At 50.1% G+C, this 16060-nt stretch carries 14 protein-coding genes; 1 reads left to right on the top strand and 13 read right to left on the bottom strand.

What is annotated here, in order from left to right; translation table 11 throughout:
- The 9 genes from BMX14_RS17165 to BMX14_RS09795 form a co-directional block, all read right to left on the bottom strand.
- On the bottom strand, positions 1-273 hold the full coding sequence (locus BMX14_RS17165) for a dihydrodipicolinate synthase family protein (protein WP_408011872.1): 273 nt from the start codon (positions 271-273) through the stop codon (positions 1-3).
- A complete protein-coding gene (locus tag BMX14_RS09830) occupies positions 273-998 on the bottom strand; it encodes an NADPH-dependent F420 reductase (protein ID WP_092676217.1) in 726 nt (241 codons plus the stop codon). The genes BMX14_RS17165 and BMX14_RS09830 overlap by 1 nt, the downstream gene beginning before the upstream one ends.
- 45 nt (positions 999-1043) lie before the next feature.
- On the bottom strand, positions 1044-1658 hold the full coding sequence (locus tag BMX14_RS09825; protein WP_329957805.1) for a cupin domain-containing protein: 615 nt from the start codon (positions 1656-1658) through the stop codon (positions 1044-1046).
- 356 nt (positions 1659-2014) lie between these two features.
- Positions 2015-3469 (bottom strand): sugar porter family MFS transporter, encoded by a 1455-nt coding sequence (locus BMX14_RS09820; protein ID WP_092676212.1) that lies wholly within the window; start codon positions 3467-3469, stop codon positions 2015-2017.
- Positions 3470-3560: 91 nt separating this feature from the next.
- Entirely contained in the window at positions 3561-4436 is an 876-nt protein-coding gene (locus BMX14_RS09815) for a MurR/RpiR family transcriptional regulator (RefSeq protein WP_092676210.1), read from the bottom strand.
- A gap of 9 nt (positions 4437-4445) precedes the next feature.
- Positions 4446-5402, bottom strand: a complete 957-nt coding sequence (locus BMX14_RS09810) for an ABC transporter substrate-binding protein (RefSeq protein WP_092676208.1) — start codon at positions 5400-5402, stop codon at positions 4446-4448.
- A gap of 15 nt (positions 5403-5417) precedes the next feature.
- Positions 5418-6470, bottom strand: coding sequence for a FecCD family ABC transporter permease (locus tag BMX14_RS09805; protein ID WP_092676206.1), 1053 nt, complete (start codon positions 6468-6470; stop codon positions 5418-5420).
- Positions 6467-7471 (bottom strand): FecCD family ABC transporter permease, encoded by a 1005-nt coding sequence (locus tag BMX14_RS09800; protein ID WP_092676204.1) that lies wholly within the window; start codon positions 7469-7471, stop codon positions 6467-6469. Before BMX14_RS09800 ends, BMX14_RS09805 begins: the two co-directional genes overlap by 4 nt.
- The gene (locus BMX14_RS09795) at positions 7461-8255 is read right to left on the bottom strand and encodes an ABC transporter ATP-binding protein (protein ID WP_092676203.1); all 795 of its coding nucleotides are present in this window, start codon (positions 8253-8255) and stop codon (positions 7461-7463) included. The genes BMX14_RS09800 and BMX14_RS09795 overlap by 11 nt, the downstream gene beginning before the upstream one ends.
- A 415-nt stretch (positions 8256-8670) precedes the next feature.
- Here BMX14_RS09795 and BMX14_RS09790 point away from each other — a divergent pair, with 415 nt between their 5' ends.
- Positions 8671-10794 (top strand): TonB-dependent siderophore receptor, encoded by a 2124-nt coding sequence (locus tag BMX14_RS09790; RefSeq protein ID WP_230527426.1) that lies wholly within the window; start codon positions 8671-8673, stop codon positions 10792-10794.
- A 420-nt stretch (positions 10795-11214) separates the two neighbouring features.
- Here BMX14_RS09790 and BMX14_RS09785 read toward each other — a convergent pair whose 3' ends face one another.
- From BMX14_RS09785 to BMX14_RS09770, 4 genes are all read right to left on the bottom strand, one after another.
- Complete coding sequence (locus BMX14_RS09785) at positions 11215-12669, bottom strand: pyridoxal phosphate-dependent decarboxylase family protein (protein WP_092676197.1); 1455 nt, start codon at positions 12667-12669, stop codon at positions 11215-11217.
- 7 nt (positions 12670-12676) lie between these two features.
- Positions 12677-14065, bottom strand: coding sequence for a diaminobutyrate--2-oxoglutarate transaminase (locus BMX14_RS09780; RefSeq protein ID WP_092676195.1), 1389 nt, complete (start codon positions 14063-14065; stop codon positions 12677-12679).
- A gap of 285 nt (positions 14066-14350) precedes the next feature.
- Entirely contained in the window at positions 14351-15781 is a 1431-nt protein-coding gene (locus BMX14_RS09775) for a magnesium transporter (RefSeq protein ID WP_092676192.1), read from the bottom strand.
- Positions 15782-15833: 52 nt separating this feature from the next.
- The gene (locus BMX14_RS09770) at positions 15834-16034 is read right to left on the bottom strand and encodes a YfgG family protein (protein ID WP_092676189.1); all 201 of its coding nucleotides are present in this window, start codon (positions 16032-16034) and stop codon (positions 15834-15836) included.
- Positions 16035-16060 lie beyond the last annotated feature (26 nt).

The following is a 16060-nucleotide window of genomic DNA, read 5'->3' as shown; positions in this document are numbered from 1 at the left end:
TTAATTCAGTTCTAACTCGCAAACTAATTGAGCTATATCATTTATTGCTGAACGAGGTAGCGGCTGAATTGGGCGAGGCAGGCAATCCCTCTCAGTAAGTCCCATAATACTCGCCGCAGCGGCGATAACACGTAAACTACCGCGATATTGCGTAAATAATTGCCAAAGTGGAGACAATTGTTGGTTGATCGCTTCAGCGCGTTCGCTCTCACCGGATAACGCAGCTTGGGCAAGACGCTTAGCGACGACGGGGAGTGAACAGTCAACATCGATTACCGGGCGTCGGCCAATTGCGCGCGTAGCGCTTTCTCATCTAATACCTGCAAGAACAGCGATGATCCGGGTTGGAAACGGGTCGCGGTAGCGAGATTTCCTGTCTTCACCGGCGCAAAACCGGCCTGCTGGATTAATGTTTTGGCTTGAGCCAAGGCTTTCGGGTTATCGCCTGCATAAGGCACAGCAATTAGCGGTGAGTGATGCGCATTCGAGGTAATAGCGGTGGCGGCCAATGAATTAAAGGCTCGCACCACATGTGCGCCCGATAAGTATTGCGCCGACGCCTTACCGCTGCCCAGACTCAGGGCTTTTGCCGCCGTAGCGCCATCACGACCCGGATAGGGATTGCTGACATCGATAACCGTTTTACCCGCAAGTTGTTGATGCAGAGATTGACCCAGTTGTGGCAGGGCGCCATAAGGGACCGCCATCACCACGACATCGCCAAATTGGCTAGCCTGCTCGGCGGTGCCTACCTTTGTACCATGGCCGATTTCGTTAGCGGTAGAGTGTAAACTGTCAGGATGACGCGAGGCGAGCATCACGTGGTAACCGGCATCGGCCCAGAGTTTCCCGAGGGTTTCACCCATATTACCCGCCCAGACAATCCCAATATTGTGGATCTCATGCGCAGAGGAAGACGTTGCCGCGAGCGCAGTATGACCCCCTAAAGTGGTGGCGAGCAGAAGGGAAGCGAACGCGGTGAGTTTTTTTACAGACATAATATCCTCGTAATAATGATATCGGTTCCAATTAAAATCAAAAAATTAGGCTTTCCATAGGGTTAACATACCGCCTTGTTTGCCGGTGACCGGATCGGTAGTTGGCATGGCGATATTCGCAATATGGCGCTGGGCCTCGGCCAGTTTACTCGGGTCGTCATGGTAGAGGTCCGGGCTTAAGCCTTGAGGATAGGCCCCCAGCACTTGGAAATCTTCGCTGGCCGACAGCTGCTTATGGCCGACTCCCGCAGGAATGAGGATCACGTCCCCCTGTTTAACCCTTACCGTTGGTCCAGTTTCGCCCCCTAGCTGAACCTTCGCGCTGCCTTGGCTAACGCCTAACAGCTCATGAGTGTTGGAATGGTAGTGGGTAAAAGGAAAGATCTGGTAGCGCCATTGCACTGGCCAACCATTTTTCGCGAAGAGATCGCTCAGGTAGTCATCCGCATTCGAGGCGGATGCGGGGACCGCCTGCTGATAAATCAATAAAGGCAGTTTATCGTTCGGCACGCCATTCACCACTTTCGTCAGCGAGAGGGGTTGGATAGCAATATGGGGAGACGTTGACTGGGATTGCGCATAGCTAGTTAGCGGCATAGCCGAGGCGGCGAGCAATAAATGGCAGAAGTTGCGTCGAGAAAACTGTGAAGGAGAGGTCATCTTCACCGTGCGCCCCTGTATGAGATAAAAGGGAATACCTTTTAAAATATGTGACCTAGATCGCTATTCTGTCAAGTTAACGGCGGAAATTGGTTCGGCAACGAGGAAGAAGATGGGGCAGAAAGAAGGAAATTAAGGGGGTAGGCCCCCTTATGAAGCTCAGCGGTGAGTGTGTGCGTGCCAGAGCGCAAGACGAAAGGCCACACGTTTTATATATTTTGGATAGTTCGCAGAGAGTAGGTAAGCACAGAGACGTTGCATGGTACACCTCACTAGTTAGGGGTCAGAGAGAGTACAACAGATAGAGATGTCAGAAATATGGCAATAAAACGCCCAAAACTGGGCGTTTTGATATCTTAAGCTTTTTCAATCGTGGAAGGGACAGCATCTTCCTTACTGTAACGCTTGCGCATCATGGTCTCGATCTCTTCCAGAGATTTATCTTTGGTTTCAGGCAGACAACAGCACACAAAAATCAGCGAAACGAGGTTAACCGCGGCGAAGACATAGAATGTCTGGTTGCCCATCGCCGATAACATCGGTGGGAAGGCGAAAGCAACGGCGGCATTACATATCCATTGGCACGCCACTGCGGTGCCCGTCAATGCGCCACGTAATTTCATCGGGAAGAGTTCAGACATCAATAGCCAATAGATTGGTGCGACGCACATCTGCATAAAGAATAAGAACAGCAAGATACAGGCCAAAGCCAAGTAGCTTTGGGTCAAATCTTTCGGCAGGAAGATTAACACCGAACCGAGAGCAATCTGCATCAAAATAACGGCGATCAAGCCCAAAATAAGCATCGAACGGCGCTTAACGTGGGAGACCGCTTTTAAGGCAATTAAGGCGGCGATCACGGCTACAATACCGTTACCGATGGTCGCGGTGAGTGAGGCATTGGTGCCCATGCCTGTGGTCTTAAGGATAATTGGGGTGTAGTACATGAAGGCATTCACGCCGGTAAATTGTGCGACAGCGCCCATGCCAATTCCCAGTAACAGCAGACGCACAACCCAACGTTCCTTCAATAATTCTTTCGTCGTTGGCCCTTCACGCGAGGCTTTGGCTTGCTCACGCATCTGGTTGATCTCTTTACGGACCTCCTTACGTGAACGACGCAGTTTACGCATGATGCGTACGGCTTCCCGTAATCGACCTTCGGCCACTAACCAGTGCGGGGATCCAGGGACGAAGAAGGTCCCTACAAAAAGTAATAAACCAGGAATGGTGGCGAGCGCCAGCATATAGCGCCAGAGATGATTGTCGTGTAGTAACACGCTCATCAAGGCGCTGACGATATAGGCGGTCAATTGTCCGGCGACTATCATCAGCTCATTGCGACTCACCAAGGGCGCGCGGTGACGCGGACCGGCGATTTCGGCAATAAAGACCGGAACAGTGGAAGAGCCACCGCCGACCGCGATCCCCAGTAAGAATCGCATTACGACCATGATGTGTACATTCGGGGCAAGGGTCGTCCCTAACGCGCCTAAGACGAAAATCAGCGCCAAGGTCCGTAAAGTGATTCGGCGACCGAAACGGTCAGAAACAAAGCCGCTAATAAAGGCGCCGACTGCGGCACCGAAGATCAATGCTGAGGTGACTAAGCCCTCGGTGAAAGGAGTAAGGTTAAGTCCGCCTTTGTCCAGCGGTTGGGTCATAAAAGGTAATGCACCGGAGATAATTCCGGTATCATAGCCAAAGGCGAGGGCGCCCATGGTGGCAACTAGAACAATAAAGAACAGTCGTTGTTTTATCGTGTCCGAAGAAACGATCTTTTCGTCGCTAGACGTGGATGGTTTAGGCATCGCTTATCCCTGATGAAGCATTGTTATTATTAGAGAAGCTTAAGTATAGTTCAGCCCCAAAAACCGTCTGCCTTATTTGTTAGGAATTACCCTATTTTTTTGATGCCGTATTCTTTAGCCCGCGATGTAATTCTTGTAATCTTTTCATCGACTTCACGGCCCGTTGTGACATAGAAGCGGCGGTGGCAACGACTAACATTTCTAAACAGGCTAATACCGGGCCATGTAAAGGCATCTTGCCCTGTTCGGTCCCGCGCGGGACGTGAATCACGACATCGGCCTGCTGGACAAATTTGGACTCTTTAGCATTGGTCAGTAATATAATAGGGATACCTAAGCGCTGTGCTTCTTTCAGCGTCGTGATGCCTTCTCGGTGGGAAGATTTTTGTGCCATCATAATCAGTGCATCGCCACGTTGTAGTGACAGCAGCTGTTCAGCTAGGCCGATACCAGAGCGATTAAGCGGGAGTGCAGGTAAACCATTGCGATGGAATAGACGGGCCGCATATTCGGCCAAGATCCCCGAAGCGTTTATCCCAAAAATGGCTAATTGTCGGGCATTTACCAGTAAAGAAACCGCTTGGGCGATGGCTTGACGATTTTCGCCGCCACTCAGGGCTTGGGCGGCAGCAAGATGACCCTCTACCACATAGTCGATCGATTGATTCACATCTTCAGCCAGATGGCTTAGGGTGGTGTCCATTTTATCGGCGGAGCTTAAGGGGGGATCGAACCACTGCTCCAGTACCGATTTTAACTCTCTTAAGCCGCTGAAGCCGATAGCTTGGATGGCGCGGACTACGGTCGCATCCGAGGTTTGAGTCGCCGCAGCGATCTCTAATGCGGTGCTCTCTATCACTAACGCACGGTGTTGATCAATATAGAGTAAGACTTGTTGTAGCCCTAACGAGAGGCCATCGATGCGTGCGCGTAGGCGTTCAGAAAATAAGTCGTGTCGCATGGACATAGCATTCCCTTAATGATTGGCCGAGGGTAAGGTCATCCCGGATAAACTGGTCTCTACCACTGCAACCATTTTCGACAGCGAGGCAAAACTATTGACGATGGCATCCTCGCGAGCAACCATCACCCAATGTCCTCGTTGGCAAGCTTGCATAAACTGGCACCAACCGGGCAAGACCGCATTCATCGCCTTACGCTCATCCTGCGCGGTCAAGTCACCGTCCCCCCGCCACGTATCGAAGACGATGTCGGCATCCAGCGCCGGCAACTGCTCAGCATTAAGGTTTGCGCGCCCCGCTTCGGGTAATTGGTCGATAAGTGGTGGGAAACTCAATCCGGCATCGCGCAAGACTTGGCCCAGCGCATGATAGGTATGCAGAATATTCACCTTGCCATTGTTGGCCTGCAGTACGGATACTGTCACCTTGTGCCCGCCACGTAAGCGCTGTAATTCAGCGATTTGTGCCTGATAACTACTCACCAACTGTTGATACTTCGCTTGAGTATGCGTGAGGTTAGCTAAGCGTTGATAGAGTCTTACCGGCCCACCTTGACGGTTGTCGAGACTGACTGTTGGGGCAATTTTCTGTAATTGTTGCAGATCGGTGGTGCGGCTTGGCTCAGTAATAATCAGGTCGGGATGCAATGCCGCGATTTTCTCGAGGTTAATGTCTGCCGTCCCTAAATACTGGATAGCGGTATTATCGAAATCGAACCCGGTTAGGCGTTTCGCTGATCGCAGATAGGGCTTTCCTTGTGCAGATATCCGACCGTGGCTCCCGACAGGCATAATCCCGAGTTCCAGCAGTGGGATCGTAATATCTAAGTCATGCAGAGAGACAATACGCAACGGCTGCTGCGGGATCACCACATCGCGCTGGGTATCATCTAGAAAATGGCGGGTGGGCGGGGAGGCCGCCGAACAGACGATACTGACACAAAGCCCTAAAAGTACAATAACTGAGCGCATCCTAACTCCTGGTCGTTAACGGCGCGTGGCGCGTTTCCACAATAAGATGAATAAAAAAGGCCCGCCGAGTAGGGCGACGATGATCCCCGCGGGCAGTTGAGTTGGGGCGAAGGCGAGGCGGCCGACACAATCGGCGAGCAGCAGTAACAGCGCGCCAACCAGTGCGCTGCCACACAGTAAGTAGCTTTGTCCGCCGCTGACGATTCGTCGCGTGAGGTGGGGAGCCATCAAACCAATAAAACCAATGCTTCCGACGGTTGAAACTGTCAGTGCTGTCAAGATCACCGCGCCGATGACTCGCAACCTATTTATCGGCAGGGGATTAATCCCGAGGGAGGTTGCCGTTGCATCGCCTAGCTGGAGGATCGTGCTGGCACGACAGCTATAAAGCAGAAATACGAAAATAGGGAGCGCGATAATTAACATTAATTGCGTCGTGTCCAGCGTTGCTTGTTGCAGGCTGCCCGCCATCCACAGCATCAACTGTTGCGCCTGTTTCGGGTCGAGAGTCGTCAGGATGACGCCGAGTAGCGCATTTAGCCCCCAACTGATACCGATGCCGATCAAGATAAACCTTGAACTCGAGGTACCTCTGGCCAGTAACATGACGATACCTGTCACCAGTAGACCAGCGACTATGGCGGAGATTGGCCGCCATAGCGGCGAAAGCGTCGGGAAAAATAATAATTCGATCCATACCACTACGCAGGCGGCTTCCTTGATGCCCAATAGTGAGGGATCAGCAAGACCGTTACGGGTGGTGGATTGCATTACCGCACCGGCGGCGCCCAGCACTCCCCCGGCAACGATGGCCACCACGCTGCGCGGCAGACGCATCTGCCAAAAGAGCGTTTGGCTGAGAGAAGCGCTAGCCTGCACATGGGTGAGTTGGTCATAGACGTCGCTAAGCGTGAGCGGGAGTTCTCCTTGGGTCAGGGAGAAAATAAACAGCAGCGCAATCACCAGCGTCAGCAAGCTACCCGCTAACAGGGCGTGAGGAGAGAGCAGGATACTCTTGCCGCCTAGGCGTAACGGTTTTTCTGCTGATCGGAGTAATGAAGGCCTCATCGAAAATACCTCGCCGCCAACCCCACAAATACCGGCGCGCCAAGCAGCGCAGTGACCGTCCCCGTGGCTAAAGACTGGCTCTCAAGCAGATGTTGCGCACAGAGATCTGCCGCCAGCAACAGCACCGCCCCCATTAAGGCATTGACCCACAAGGCACTACGCGGTTGTACGGTAATAAGCTGTCGAACCATATTGGGGACAATTAACCCGACAAAGCCAATCGGGCCGGCCAATGAAACAGCAATCCCACAAAATAGCGCGATGGCACAAAGCCCTATAACCCGTGAACGCAGTACTCGAACTCCAAGCCCTTCGGCAACCTGTTCGCCAAGACTTAGCACACAGAGCGCGGGTGAAACGAGGAACGCAACGACTACCGCCAGTATAAAGAGCGGTAAAATGGCATAGACCGCCGACCAGCTCAAGCCAGCAATATCGCCATTCAACCAGAGCAGGGTAGATTGCAACGTCTGCTCATTGAACAACAAGAGTAGCGAGGTCAGTGAGGCAGCAAAAGCCGAGAGCGTAATCCCACAGAGTGTCGTGGTGACGACCGCTAACCCTTGTCGGCTTAGGTAGGCGGCGAATAATACTGCACTAAACAGAGCACCACCGCCGATGGCTGCAATCAGCGGACGTAAAAACGGCGAGAGTAATAGCGCATTACCGAGGGCGCTACAGGCCACCACCGCCAAGGAGGCCCCGGCATTGAGACCAAAAATATGCGGCTCGCCTAACGGATTACCAATGATGGTTTGCAGTAAGTGTCCGGCCATCGCTAAGCAGGCACCCACCACGGCGGCGACAACCAGATGTAAGAGGCGTATATCGACAATGATGCGATCGCTAAATAGCGTGGGTTGATAGTGAAAGAGGGCGTGCAGGAGGGTCTCTAAAGAGAAGTGCATGGCCCCAACGCTTAGCTCGGTAAAGACTAACAAGGTCAGTAAGAGTATCAAGGTGACACTCACCCAAGGCAGGGACGGCGATCTAGCGTTCATTGGCTGACCAATGCGGAACGACGATCGGCTTCAGGGTGCGCGGATCGGTGACCAAGTGGGTGCGTACACCAAAGGTTTCCTCAATTAACTCCGCGGTACAGTCGTTCGCATCATTGAGCTGTGCGATGACCTTGCCAGCTTTAACGAACAGGAGTCTATCGGCAAAATGGAGGGCGAAATTGAGGTCATGCAGCACCATGACCACGGTTTTATTGTGCTGCTGAGTGAGCCTTTGTAACAGGGTCAGAACATCGACCTGATAGCGTAAATCGAGATAGGTCGTTGGTTCATCCAATAACAGGATTGGCGTTTGTTGTGCCAGCGTCATGGCAATCCAGCAGCGCTGGCGTTGCCCGCCAGAAAGCGCCGTGACCGGATGATCCTTAAAGGCGGTTAGCCCGGTGAGCTGTAGTGCTTCATCTACCGCCTGCTCATCTTGATGTGACCATTGATGCAGCAGACCTTGCCAAGGGTAACGTCCGCGAGCGACCAATGCAGAAACCTTAATCGCATCGGGAAGGGGCGAGGATTGCGCTAAAAAGCTCATTCGCTTAGCGATATCCCGGCGCTTAAGCTGCGATAGATCGTTGCCCTCCAGCAGGACTTTACCGCTCAGTGCGGGATTGAGGCGAGCGAGAGTATGGAGCAACGTCGATTTTCCAGAGCCGTTGGCACCGACAATAATGGTGGTTTTTTGCGCGGGAATAGTAAGCGTAACATCATGAACGACCTGATGTTTATCGTAACCCGCACAGAGATGTTCGGTGGCAAGTGGAAATGACATTTCTGTATCGACTCTTTTTAACTAAGAATGCCTCTCATTCTCTTTGTAGTGATTCTGATAATAATGGCTGTAGTAGTCAAGACGTAATTAACCGTGGGGTATTACTATTTGAGTCAATAGTGAAGAGATATCCTCATTTTCATTGTTGAAATACCCTGGAATCGGTTTTTTATGGCCGAATAATGTGAAAGTTGGAATGTAGTGAATTAATTTATAAATAACTATACTACTACATCACTTCATGATTGAATGATTCTCAATTACATTATGGTGACCGTTAATTCTACTCAACGCCACACCTATTAAACGCTATACCCTCATCCCACACAGCACATTGCTGGGAGGGGGGACGATCCTAATTATAAAAAAGACCTAATTCGCTTGGGAAATAGTAGATATGAAGCACGACAAAAATATGTCTCATTATAAACGTCCATTAAGCAAAATATGGCTTGCGGTGTATGGCGGAGCATTAGTCTCTTCAGCAGGAAGTTACGCTGCCGATAATACCGAGACGACTAACATTAAAACGCTAACCGTTACGGCTAGCATGCCGGATGATGGTGATGGCTACTCGAGCCCGACAACGTCTATCGCAAGTAAAACACCTACTTCAAAATTGGATGAAGCGCAATCGGCCAGTGTCGTGACTCAGAAGCAACTCCAAGATTATCAAACCACGACGGTTTCCGAAGCGATGCGTTTTGTCAGCGGGACTTCCGAGTCGAATACCCTAGGTCAGACTGAAGATGGGATTATTCGTCGTGGTTTTGGACTCAATTCTGACGGCTCTGTGTTCCGCGATGGTATTCGCAGTAGCGAGGGATTAAATTTCGATCAGACAACGGATCACGTTGAGGTATTAAAAGGTTCTTCCTCATTGCTATACGGTATTCTAAATCCCGGTGGGATGATTAACGTTGTCAGTAAACAACCCAAATATCAATGGCGCACTATTGTTGGGGGTCACTATAACGGCACGGGGGGCGGTGCGGGAAATATCGATATTACCGGTCCTTTAGGAAATGGGTTCGCTTTTCGCTTTATTGCCGAGAAACAAGATCAGGATTATTGGCGCGGTTATGGTAGTAATCAACACACTTTGTTGGCACCTTCGTTGCAGTGGTACGGTGAGAAGGCGAGCTTTAACATTACCTACGAAAATTTCCAGTACGATATTCCCTATGACCGCGGGACAGCGTTTATCAATGGCAAACCCATCAATATCGGTTATAAAACACGACTAGATGATTATTCCAACCGTGCATGGGGGCGTACGCAAACGCTCAGTTCACATTGGGATTATCAGTTTAATGACACTTGGTCGACACGGCTTACCGGTGGCTTTAACCAACGGAAATATAACAGCGATATTGTGACGACTACGGCGGTGAACACGACAACGGGAGTCGTGACCCGTCGTGCGGATGCCTTCCGCGGTTTTAACCATCAAACAAAATATCTGTCTTGGGATGTGATTGGTACGCCAAAAATATTGGGAATGACGCATAACCTTGTCGTGGGGGCCGATTATGAAATGGACCAAACGTACCGTGCACATGCTTATAATGGTAAAAAGAACAGCGTTTTTACACTCAACAACCCAGTCTATGGCCTGCAGACCATTACTGATAGTTCTACAGAAAAAACAGCGGATAAGCACTTACGGAACCGGATCCATAACCATTCTGTTTACCTCAAAGATAATATCGAGTTAACCGAAAAGTGGAACCTCGTTGCAGGGGGTCGTTATCAACATTATGAACAACGAGAAACGAAAGGGATTCCAACGACGCTTAGCTATGACGATGCAGGAAATAAATTTCTCCCCCAAGCCGGCCTCGTTTATAAGCTTACACCGGATGTCTCTTTCTACGGTAGCATGAGTAAATCCTTTACACCGTCGACTAACCCCGATGATAACGGGAATGTCAGTGCGCCGGAAGAAGGAACCTCTTATGAAGTGGGGAGTAAGTGGCAGCTGACACCGTCATTATTAGCTACGGTTGCACTCTACCGTATCGATGAGCGTAATCTTTCCTTGACGTTAAACGGCGATACGTATGCGGTGGATAAAGCCCGTTCAACTGGCGTTGAATTTGAACTTAATGGTGAGATTTCTCCAGGTTGGGACTTCAGTGCGAATTATAGTCACGGCAAAGCGAAAATTGTTAATGACAAAAATAATTCGGAGAATAATGGAAATCTTCTACAGAACGCGCCAAAAAATTCAGGTGGAATTTATTTAAGCCATAATATTACTATTCATCCGTTGCCAGGCAGTTTCCGTCTCGGTGGTGGGGTGCGTTACATGGGAACGCGAGCAGGAGACCCGGATAATAGTTTCACCCTGCCGGCTTATACTGTAGCGGACACCTTTATAGGTTGGGATAATCAACTGTTAGGGAAGAAAACGCATTTACAACTTAATTTGAATAACCTGTTTAATAAGCACTATTACACGTCAAGTGGCGGAAACTTACGAGTTTCAGAGGGACAAACGCGTAATGTGGTACTCAGTGCGAGCGTCGAATTTTAACGTTGATCGATAAGTAACGGCTTAGACGTATAAGTGAGATAGGATGAGAACTTATCATATCTCACGATATTCGCTAAAGAGAGGACGACTGTAACCCACGACAGTATCAATCCGACGAATAAAGGTAATGCCCTATACAATACGCCGAAACGTAAGGGATGTGATGAACGGCGAGAGTCATGAGCGCTGGACTCTTCTTACCTTAGAAGGTCCCTCTAAAGGTGGATACCACGCAGCGAAAAACTTCTAGGCGTAGGAGATCGGATAAGCTCAGGATTGCTGGGGCTATAGCTGAAATTGAAGAATCTAAACCTAAGACCGTTATCGTTACAGGTCGTCCAATCCTAAGTAAATAATTAGTGAAGGTCTACGGACCTCGCTCTACCTGAGGCCCCTGTTAGCAGGGGCCTTGCGGTGTCGCTACAGTGCTTCTGCCGTTTGTAAGACTAACGCTAACAGCGTTTTAATATCGTCTAACGTCACGGTTGGATTCAATAAGGTCAATTTCAGGCAGGTCACACCGTTATGTTCGGTGACACCGACATTCGCCCGTCCGGAATCCAGCAGTGCATCGCCAATCTTTTGGTTAAACAGCGCAGTCTGTTGATCGTCTAAGCCCTCACGACGAACGCGGAACAGGACACTCGCCAGCTGAGGCTTCATCACCAATTCAACCTCGGTCATGCTCTCAACATACGCCGCAACGTCTTGCGCTAAGCTCACACCGTTATCAATGATCGCGGCATACTGCTTTTGCCCGAGCGCCTCAAGACCCATCCACAGTTTCAAAGCATCGAAACGGCGGGTAGTTTGCAATGATTTCGACACCAAGTTAGGGACACCTTGTGCTTCATCGAACTCTGAGTTGAGATACGCTGCTTGGTAGCGCATTAACTCGTAGTGCTTAGGATCTTTCAGTAAGAACGCGCCGCAACTGATGGTTTGGAAATATTGCTTATGGAAATCTAAGGTGACAGAGTCAGCCTGTTCTAAACCGGCTAGCCAGTGACGATATTTCTCCGAAAGTAATAAGGCTCCGCCCCATGCTGCATCGACGTGTACCCAGATATTTTGCTCATGCGCTAAGGTGGTGATAGCCGTAAGATTATCGATCGCCCCCGCATCGGTCGTTCCTGCGGTGGCGACGATAGCCATGACTTCCTCGCCTTGGCTTTTCGTGGTCGCCAGCTTTTCCAAGAGATCATTAAGATCGATACGCGAATACTCATCGGTTTTGATCTGCACGACCGACTGGTAACCATGACCCATCAGGGCCATATTTTTCTGCACAGAGAAATGCGCGTGCTCAGAGCAGAAAACTTTATAGTTACGCAGGTTATTCGGTAAGCCGTCTTGTTGGATAGAGTGGCCACGGCGTGCGAAAAACGCATCGCGGGCCAACATCAGCCCCATCATATTGCTTTGGGTTCCACCACTGGTGAAAACCCCGGCGTCACCCGCCGGGTAGCCGATTTGGCTGCGTAGCCATTCGACCAGTTTCACTTCCATAATGGTGGCAGACGGGCTTTGATCCCACGAGTCCATACTTTGGTTTGTGGCGTTGATAAACACTTCCGCCGCTTGGCTAATGACCAAACTTGGGCAATGTAAATGCGCCACACACTGTGGGTGATGGACCGCTAGGCTGTCTTTTAAGAAATATTCGACAGCGCGATCGATGGCTTGTTTATTCCCTAACCCTTCCGGCGTGAAGTGCAAGGCGATCCGCTCGCGTAGCTCCGCGACGGATTTACCTTGATACATGTCCGGCTGTTGCAGCCAAGCGGCAACCGCTTGCTGGCTCTGGGTCATTACTTCTTGGTAGGCCTGAAGGCTTTCAGGCGTACCGGTCAGAATAGTGTTAGTCGTCGACATTGTTGTCTTATCCCTGAGGTTGAAGGCCAGCACTTAACAGCGCTTGCTCGAATTTTTCGAGGAATAAGGTCAATTCAACTTGGCTGATCAGCAGCGACGGCAGTAAACGTAAGACGCAACCGTGGCGTCCACCGCGTTCTAAGATCAACCCCGCTTCGAAGCATTTCTTCTGCAGCAATACCGCTAACTCCGGGTCAGCAGGGTAGCAGCCTAGGTGGTCGGTCGGTTCTTGTGGTTTCACAATTTCCATGCCGATCATTAAGCCTAAGCCACGGATATGACCGATTTGTGGGAAGCGTTTTTGCAATTGGGTTAACTGCGCTTTCAACCACTCGCCTTTAACCGCCACTTGACCGGCAATATCTTGCTCTTTCAAGATTTTCAGCGTGGTAAGACCGGTGGCCATCGCCAGTTGGTTACCGCGGAAAGTCCCGCTATGGTGACCCGGTGACCATGCATCAAACTCTTTCTTAATACCCAGTACCGCGAGGGGCAAACCACCGCCAACGGCTTTAGACATCACGATAATATCGGGTTCGATTCCCGCGTGCTCGAAGGCAAAGAAACGGCCGGTGCGAGCAAAACCTGCTTGCACTTCATCGATAATTAACAGAATACCGTGCTCTTGAGTGACTTTACGAATACGTTGTAACCACTCGATAGGGGCTGGGTTAACGCCACCTTCGCCTTGAACGGCTTCTAAGATCACCGCGGCGGGCTTACGGACACCACTTTCGACATCATTAATCAGATTTTCGAAGTAGTAGCTCAACGCATCGATACCGGCTTGACCGCCAATCCCCAGCGGGCAGCGATAGAGGTGTGGGTAAGGCATAAACTGAACTTCAGTCATCATGCCGCTGGTTGCTTCTTTCGGTCCCAGGTTTCCGGTAACCGATAGCGCACCGTGGGTCATGCCATGGTAGCCGCCAGAGAAGCTAATGACGCTGTTTCTGCCCGTGGTCTTTTTCGCCAGTTTGAGGGCAGCTTCGACAGCATCTGCACCGGTTGGTCCGGTGAATTGCAGACAATAATCTTTACCCTGGTGAGGGAGCAAAGAGAGGAGATATTCTGAGAATTGATCTTTTAACGGAGTCGTTAGATCAAGAGTGTGTAACGGTAAGCCGCTGCTTATAACATTTTGGATGCTTTGCAGGACATCAGGATGGTTATGGCCTAATGCTAAGGTTCCTGCTCCAGCCAGACAGTCAAGATAATCTTTGTTCTCAACGTCGGTAATCCAGACGCCGTTGGCCTTAGCAATCGCTAAAGGTAACTTGCGTGGATAACTTCTGACATTCGATTCAAACTCTGCTTGACGCGCCAAGAATTGATCGTTGTTCCCCTTGAAAGAGGTGGCATCTAAAGTTTCAATACGGACCTTATCCGTCATCATATCTCTCCCACAACCAAGACTGCGCTCAGTCCCAATTGATTAAATAAAATAAGTAAAAGTGTGTGCTAAAAAAAGCGCGGCCAATATAGAGCCTTTTTGGTGGGGGGGCAATGATTAGTTAGCCTGATTTGGATTAATTATTCATTTATTTGAATAATTAAATTTTGAAACATTTTTGCCCCTAAGCGCAGCAATGGTTCTGATGGCTAATCAAAAACCGGTTCCATCATTCAGTGAATAAAAATCTACACGCGGGGGGCACGGCGGGAACCGTGCCCCCGGGGATTAATGCAGTAAGAACAGCGTGGCTAATCCTAAGAAAATAAAGAAACCGCCCGTATCGGTGGTGGCGGTAATCAGTACGCTAGACCCGATTGCCGGGTCACGTTTAAGTTTGGTCATAATCAGTGGGATCATAACCCCCATAAAGGCGGCCAGTAGTAGGTTAAGTACCATCGCCAGCATCATCACGCCACTGAGGGCGAGGTTGTGATACATCAGGTAAGTGATGCCGCCCATCACGCCGCCCCAGAGAATACCGTTGATCAGCGCAACGCCTATTTCTCGCAAAAAGAGAAACGAGAAGTTACTCGGCTCGATCTGATGCAAGGCTAAGGCACGTACAATCATGGTAATGGTCTGATTACCGGTATTACCGCCAATTCCGGCGACAATCGGCATTAAGGTGGCCAACGCGACAAGGTGAGCAATGGTATCTTCAAATAAACCGATTACCCGAGAGGCAACAAAGGCGGTACAGAGATTAAGGGCTAACCACGCCCACCGGTTTCTAACCGATTTGGCAACCGGGGCAAACACGTCTTCTTCTTCACGTATCCCGCCCATTTTCCGGATGTTGTTCTCATTCTCTTGATTGACCAAGTCGATGATATCTTCGATCGCAATCCGGCCAATCAGCTTACCTTCACCATCGGTGACTGCTGCGGAGATGAGATTATACCGTTCGAAGGCACTGGCGGCATTTTCAGCCTGCTCATCGAGCTGGAAGGTCACCGGATGAGGATTCATCACATCCAGTACCTGCGCGTGGGGTGTGTGCAGCAAAATATCGGTAAGAAGCAGTTCGCCTAGCAGCTGATTTTGGTGATCGATAATAAAAATCTTATCGGTACCACTTTGAATTTTCTTCAGATGACGTAAATAGCGCTGAACTACGCCAAGGCTGACATTCGGCCGGACCGTGATAATGTTGAAGTCCATCACCTGCGCCACGCCACCGCGATCTTTACCGATCAGTTGTAAAATACGCGCGCGTTGCTTAGGCTCGAGGCCGGTTAATAATTTCCCGGTCAGATCGCGCGATAAAAAGCGCGATAACCAAGCCTGATCATCAAGGTCGAGGGGAGCGATAGCTTGTAGAGTCTGCTTATCGCTCATACATTCAATTAGGCTTTCCCAGACCGTTTCAGAAGCTTCGACTAAGATCCGCCCACGATTTTCCACAGGGATGATTTGCCATACTGCTTGCCGCGCCTCTTCTGGCATTGATTCCAAAATATCCGCGATATCCGCAGCATGGAGCACCAGAATGGTTTCGACCAGTAGCTGCTTCTGTTGGGCGACCTGTTCAACGTGTGAGTCGTTAAGCTTTTTCTCAGGATCGAGCAGGCTATCAACCAATAATGGGTTGTTAAGCACTAACTCCAAAATTTTCTGGCGGCGTTGGGCCAGTAACTGGCTATACACTTCTGACATATTACATCCTTTGTGATTCTCAGCAGGGCTAAGGTATCCTTACTGTCATAAATTAGGGGCTAGGCGTAGCCTGAGAAGGGGCTGAGACCTTCGGTTCCGCTCCGGCACTTTGCTGTTTAGCCTGGTGATGGTCGAACGCAGCAGGGAGGACCCATATCAGTCGTGCTACCAATAATACTAGACTTAACCAGAAGACAATTCGAATCAATGATCCGCTTTTCTTTTTCTGACGACTTAAGGGTGAGTTATTCATCAAAAAGGTTCCATGGTTAGCGGAGG

It is taken from the genome of Rosenbergiella nectarea (assembly GCF_900111105.1).
Classification (GTDB): Bacteria; Pseudomonadota; Gammaproteobacteria; order Enterobacterales; family Enterobacteriaceae; genus Rosenbergiella; species Rosenbergiella nectarea.
Note: the sequence above shows the minus strand (reverse complement) of the source record. Positions and strands in the feature narration are given on the sequence as shown.

What these genes read in the sequence shown, in the direction of transcription:
- BMX14_RS09830 (WP_092676217.1), bottom strand. Translation starts at nt 998, where the DNA reads ATGTCTGTAAAAAAACTCACCGCGTTCGCTTCCCTTCTGCTCGCCACC.
- BMX14_RS09825 (WP_329957805.1), bottom strand. Translation starts at nt 1,658, where the DNA reads ATGACCTCTCCTTCACAGTTTTCTCGACGCAACTTCTGCCATTTATTG.
- BMX14_RS09820 (WP_092676212.1), bottom strand. Translation starts at nt 3,469, where the DNA reads ATGCCTAAACCATCCACGTCTAGCGACGAAAAGATCGTTTCTTCGGAC.
- BMX14_RS09815 (WP_092676210.1), bottom strand. Translation starts at nt 4,436, where the DNA reads ATGTCCATGCGACACGACTTATTTTCTGAACGCCTACGCGCACGCATC.
- BMX14_RS09810 (WP_092676208.1), bottom strand. Translation starts at nt 5,402, where the DNA reads ATGCGCTCAGTTATTGTACTTTTAGGGCTTTGTGTCAGTATCGTCTGT.
- BMX14_RS09805 (WP_092676206.1), bottom strand. Translation starts at nt 6,470, where the DNA reads ATGAGGCCTTCATTACTCCGATCAGCAGAAAAACCGTTACGCCTAGGC.
- BMX14_RS09800 (WP_092676204.1), bottom strand. Translation starts at nt 7,471, where the DNA reads ATGAACGCTAGATCGCCGTCCCTGCCTTGGGTGAGTGTCACCTTGATA.
- BMX14_RS09795 (WP_092676203.1), bottom strand. Translation starts at nt 8,255, where the DNA reads ATGTCATTTCCACTTGCCACCGAACATCTCTGTGCGGGTTACGATAAA.
- BMX14_RS09790 (WP_230527426.1), top strand. Translation starts at nt 8,671, where the DNA reads ATGTCTCATTATAAACGTCCATTAAGCAAAATATGGCTTGCGGTGTAT.
- BMX14_RS09785 (WP_092676197.1), bottom strand. Translation starts at nt 12,669, where the DNA reads ATGTCGACGACTAACACTATTCTGACCGGTACGCCTGAAAGCCTTCAG.
- BMX14_RS09780 (WP_092676195.1), bottom strand. Translation starts at nt 14,065, where the DNA reads ATGATGACGGATAAGGTCCGTATTGAAACTTTAGATGCCACCTCTTTC.
- BMX14_RS09775 (WP_092676192.1), bottom strand. Translation starts at nt 15,781, where the DNA reads ATGTCAGAAGTGTATAGCCAGTTACTGGCCCAACGCCGCCAGAAAATT.
- BMX14_RS09770 (WP_092676189.1), bottom strand. Translation starts at nt 16,034, where the DNA reads ATGAATAACTCACCCTTAAGTCGTCAGAAAAAGAAAAGCGGATCATTG.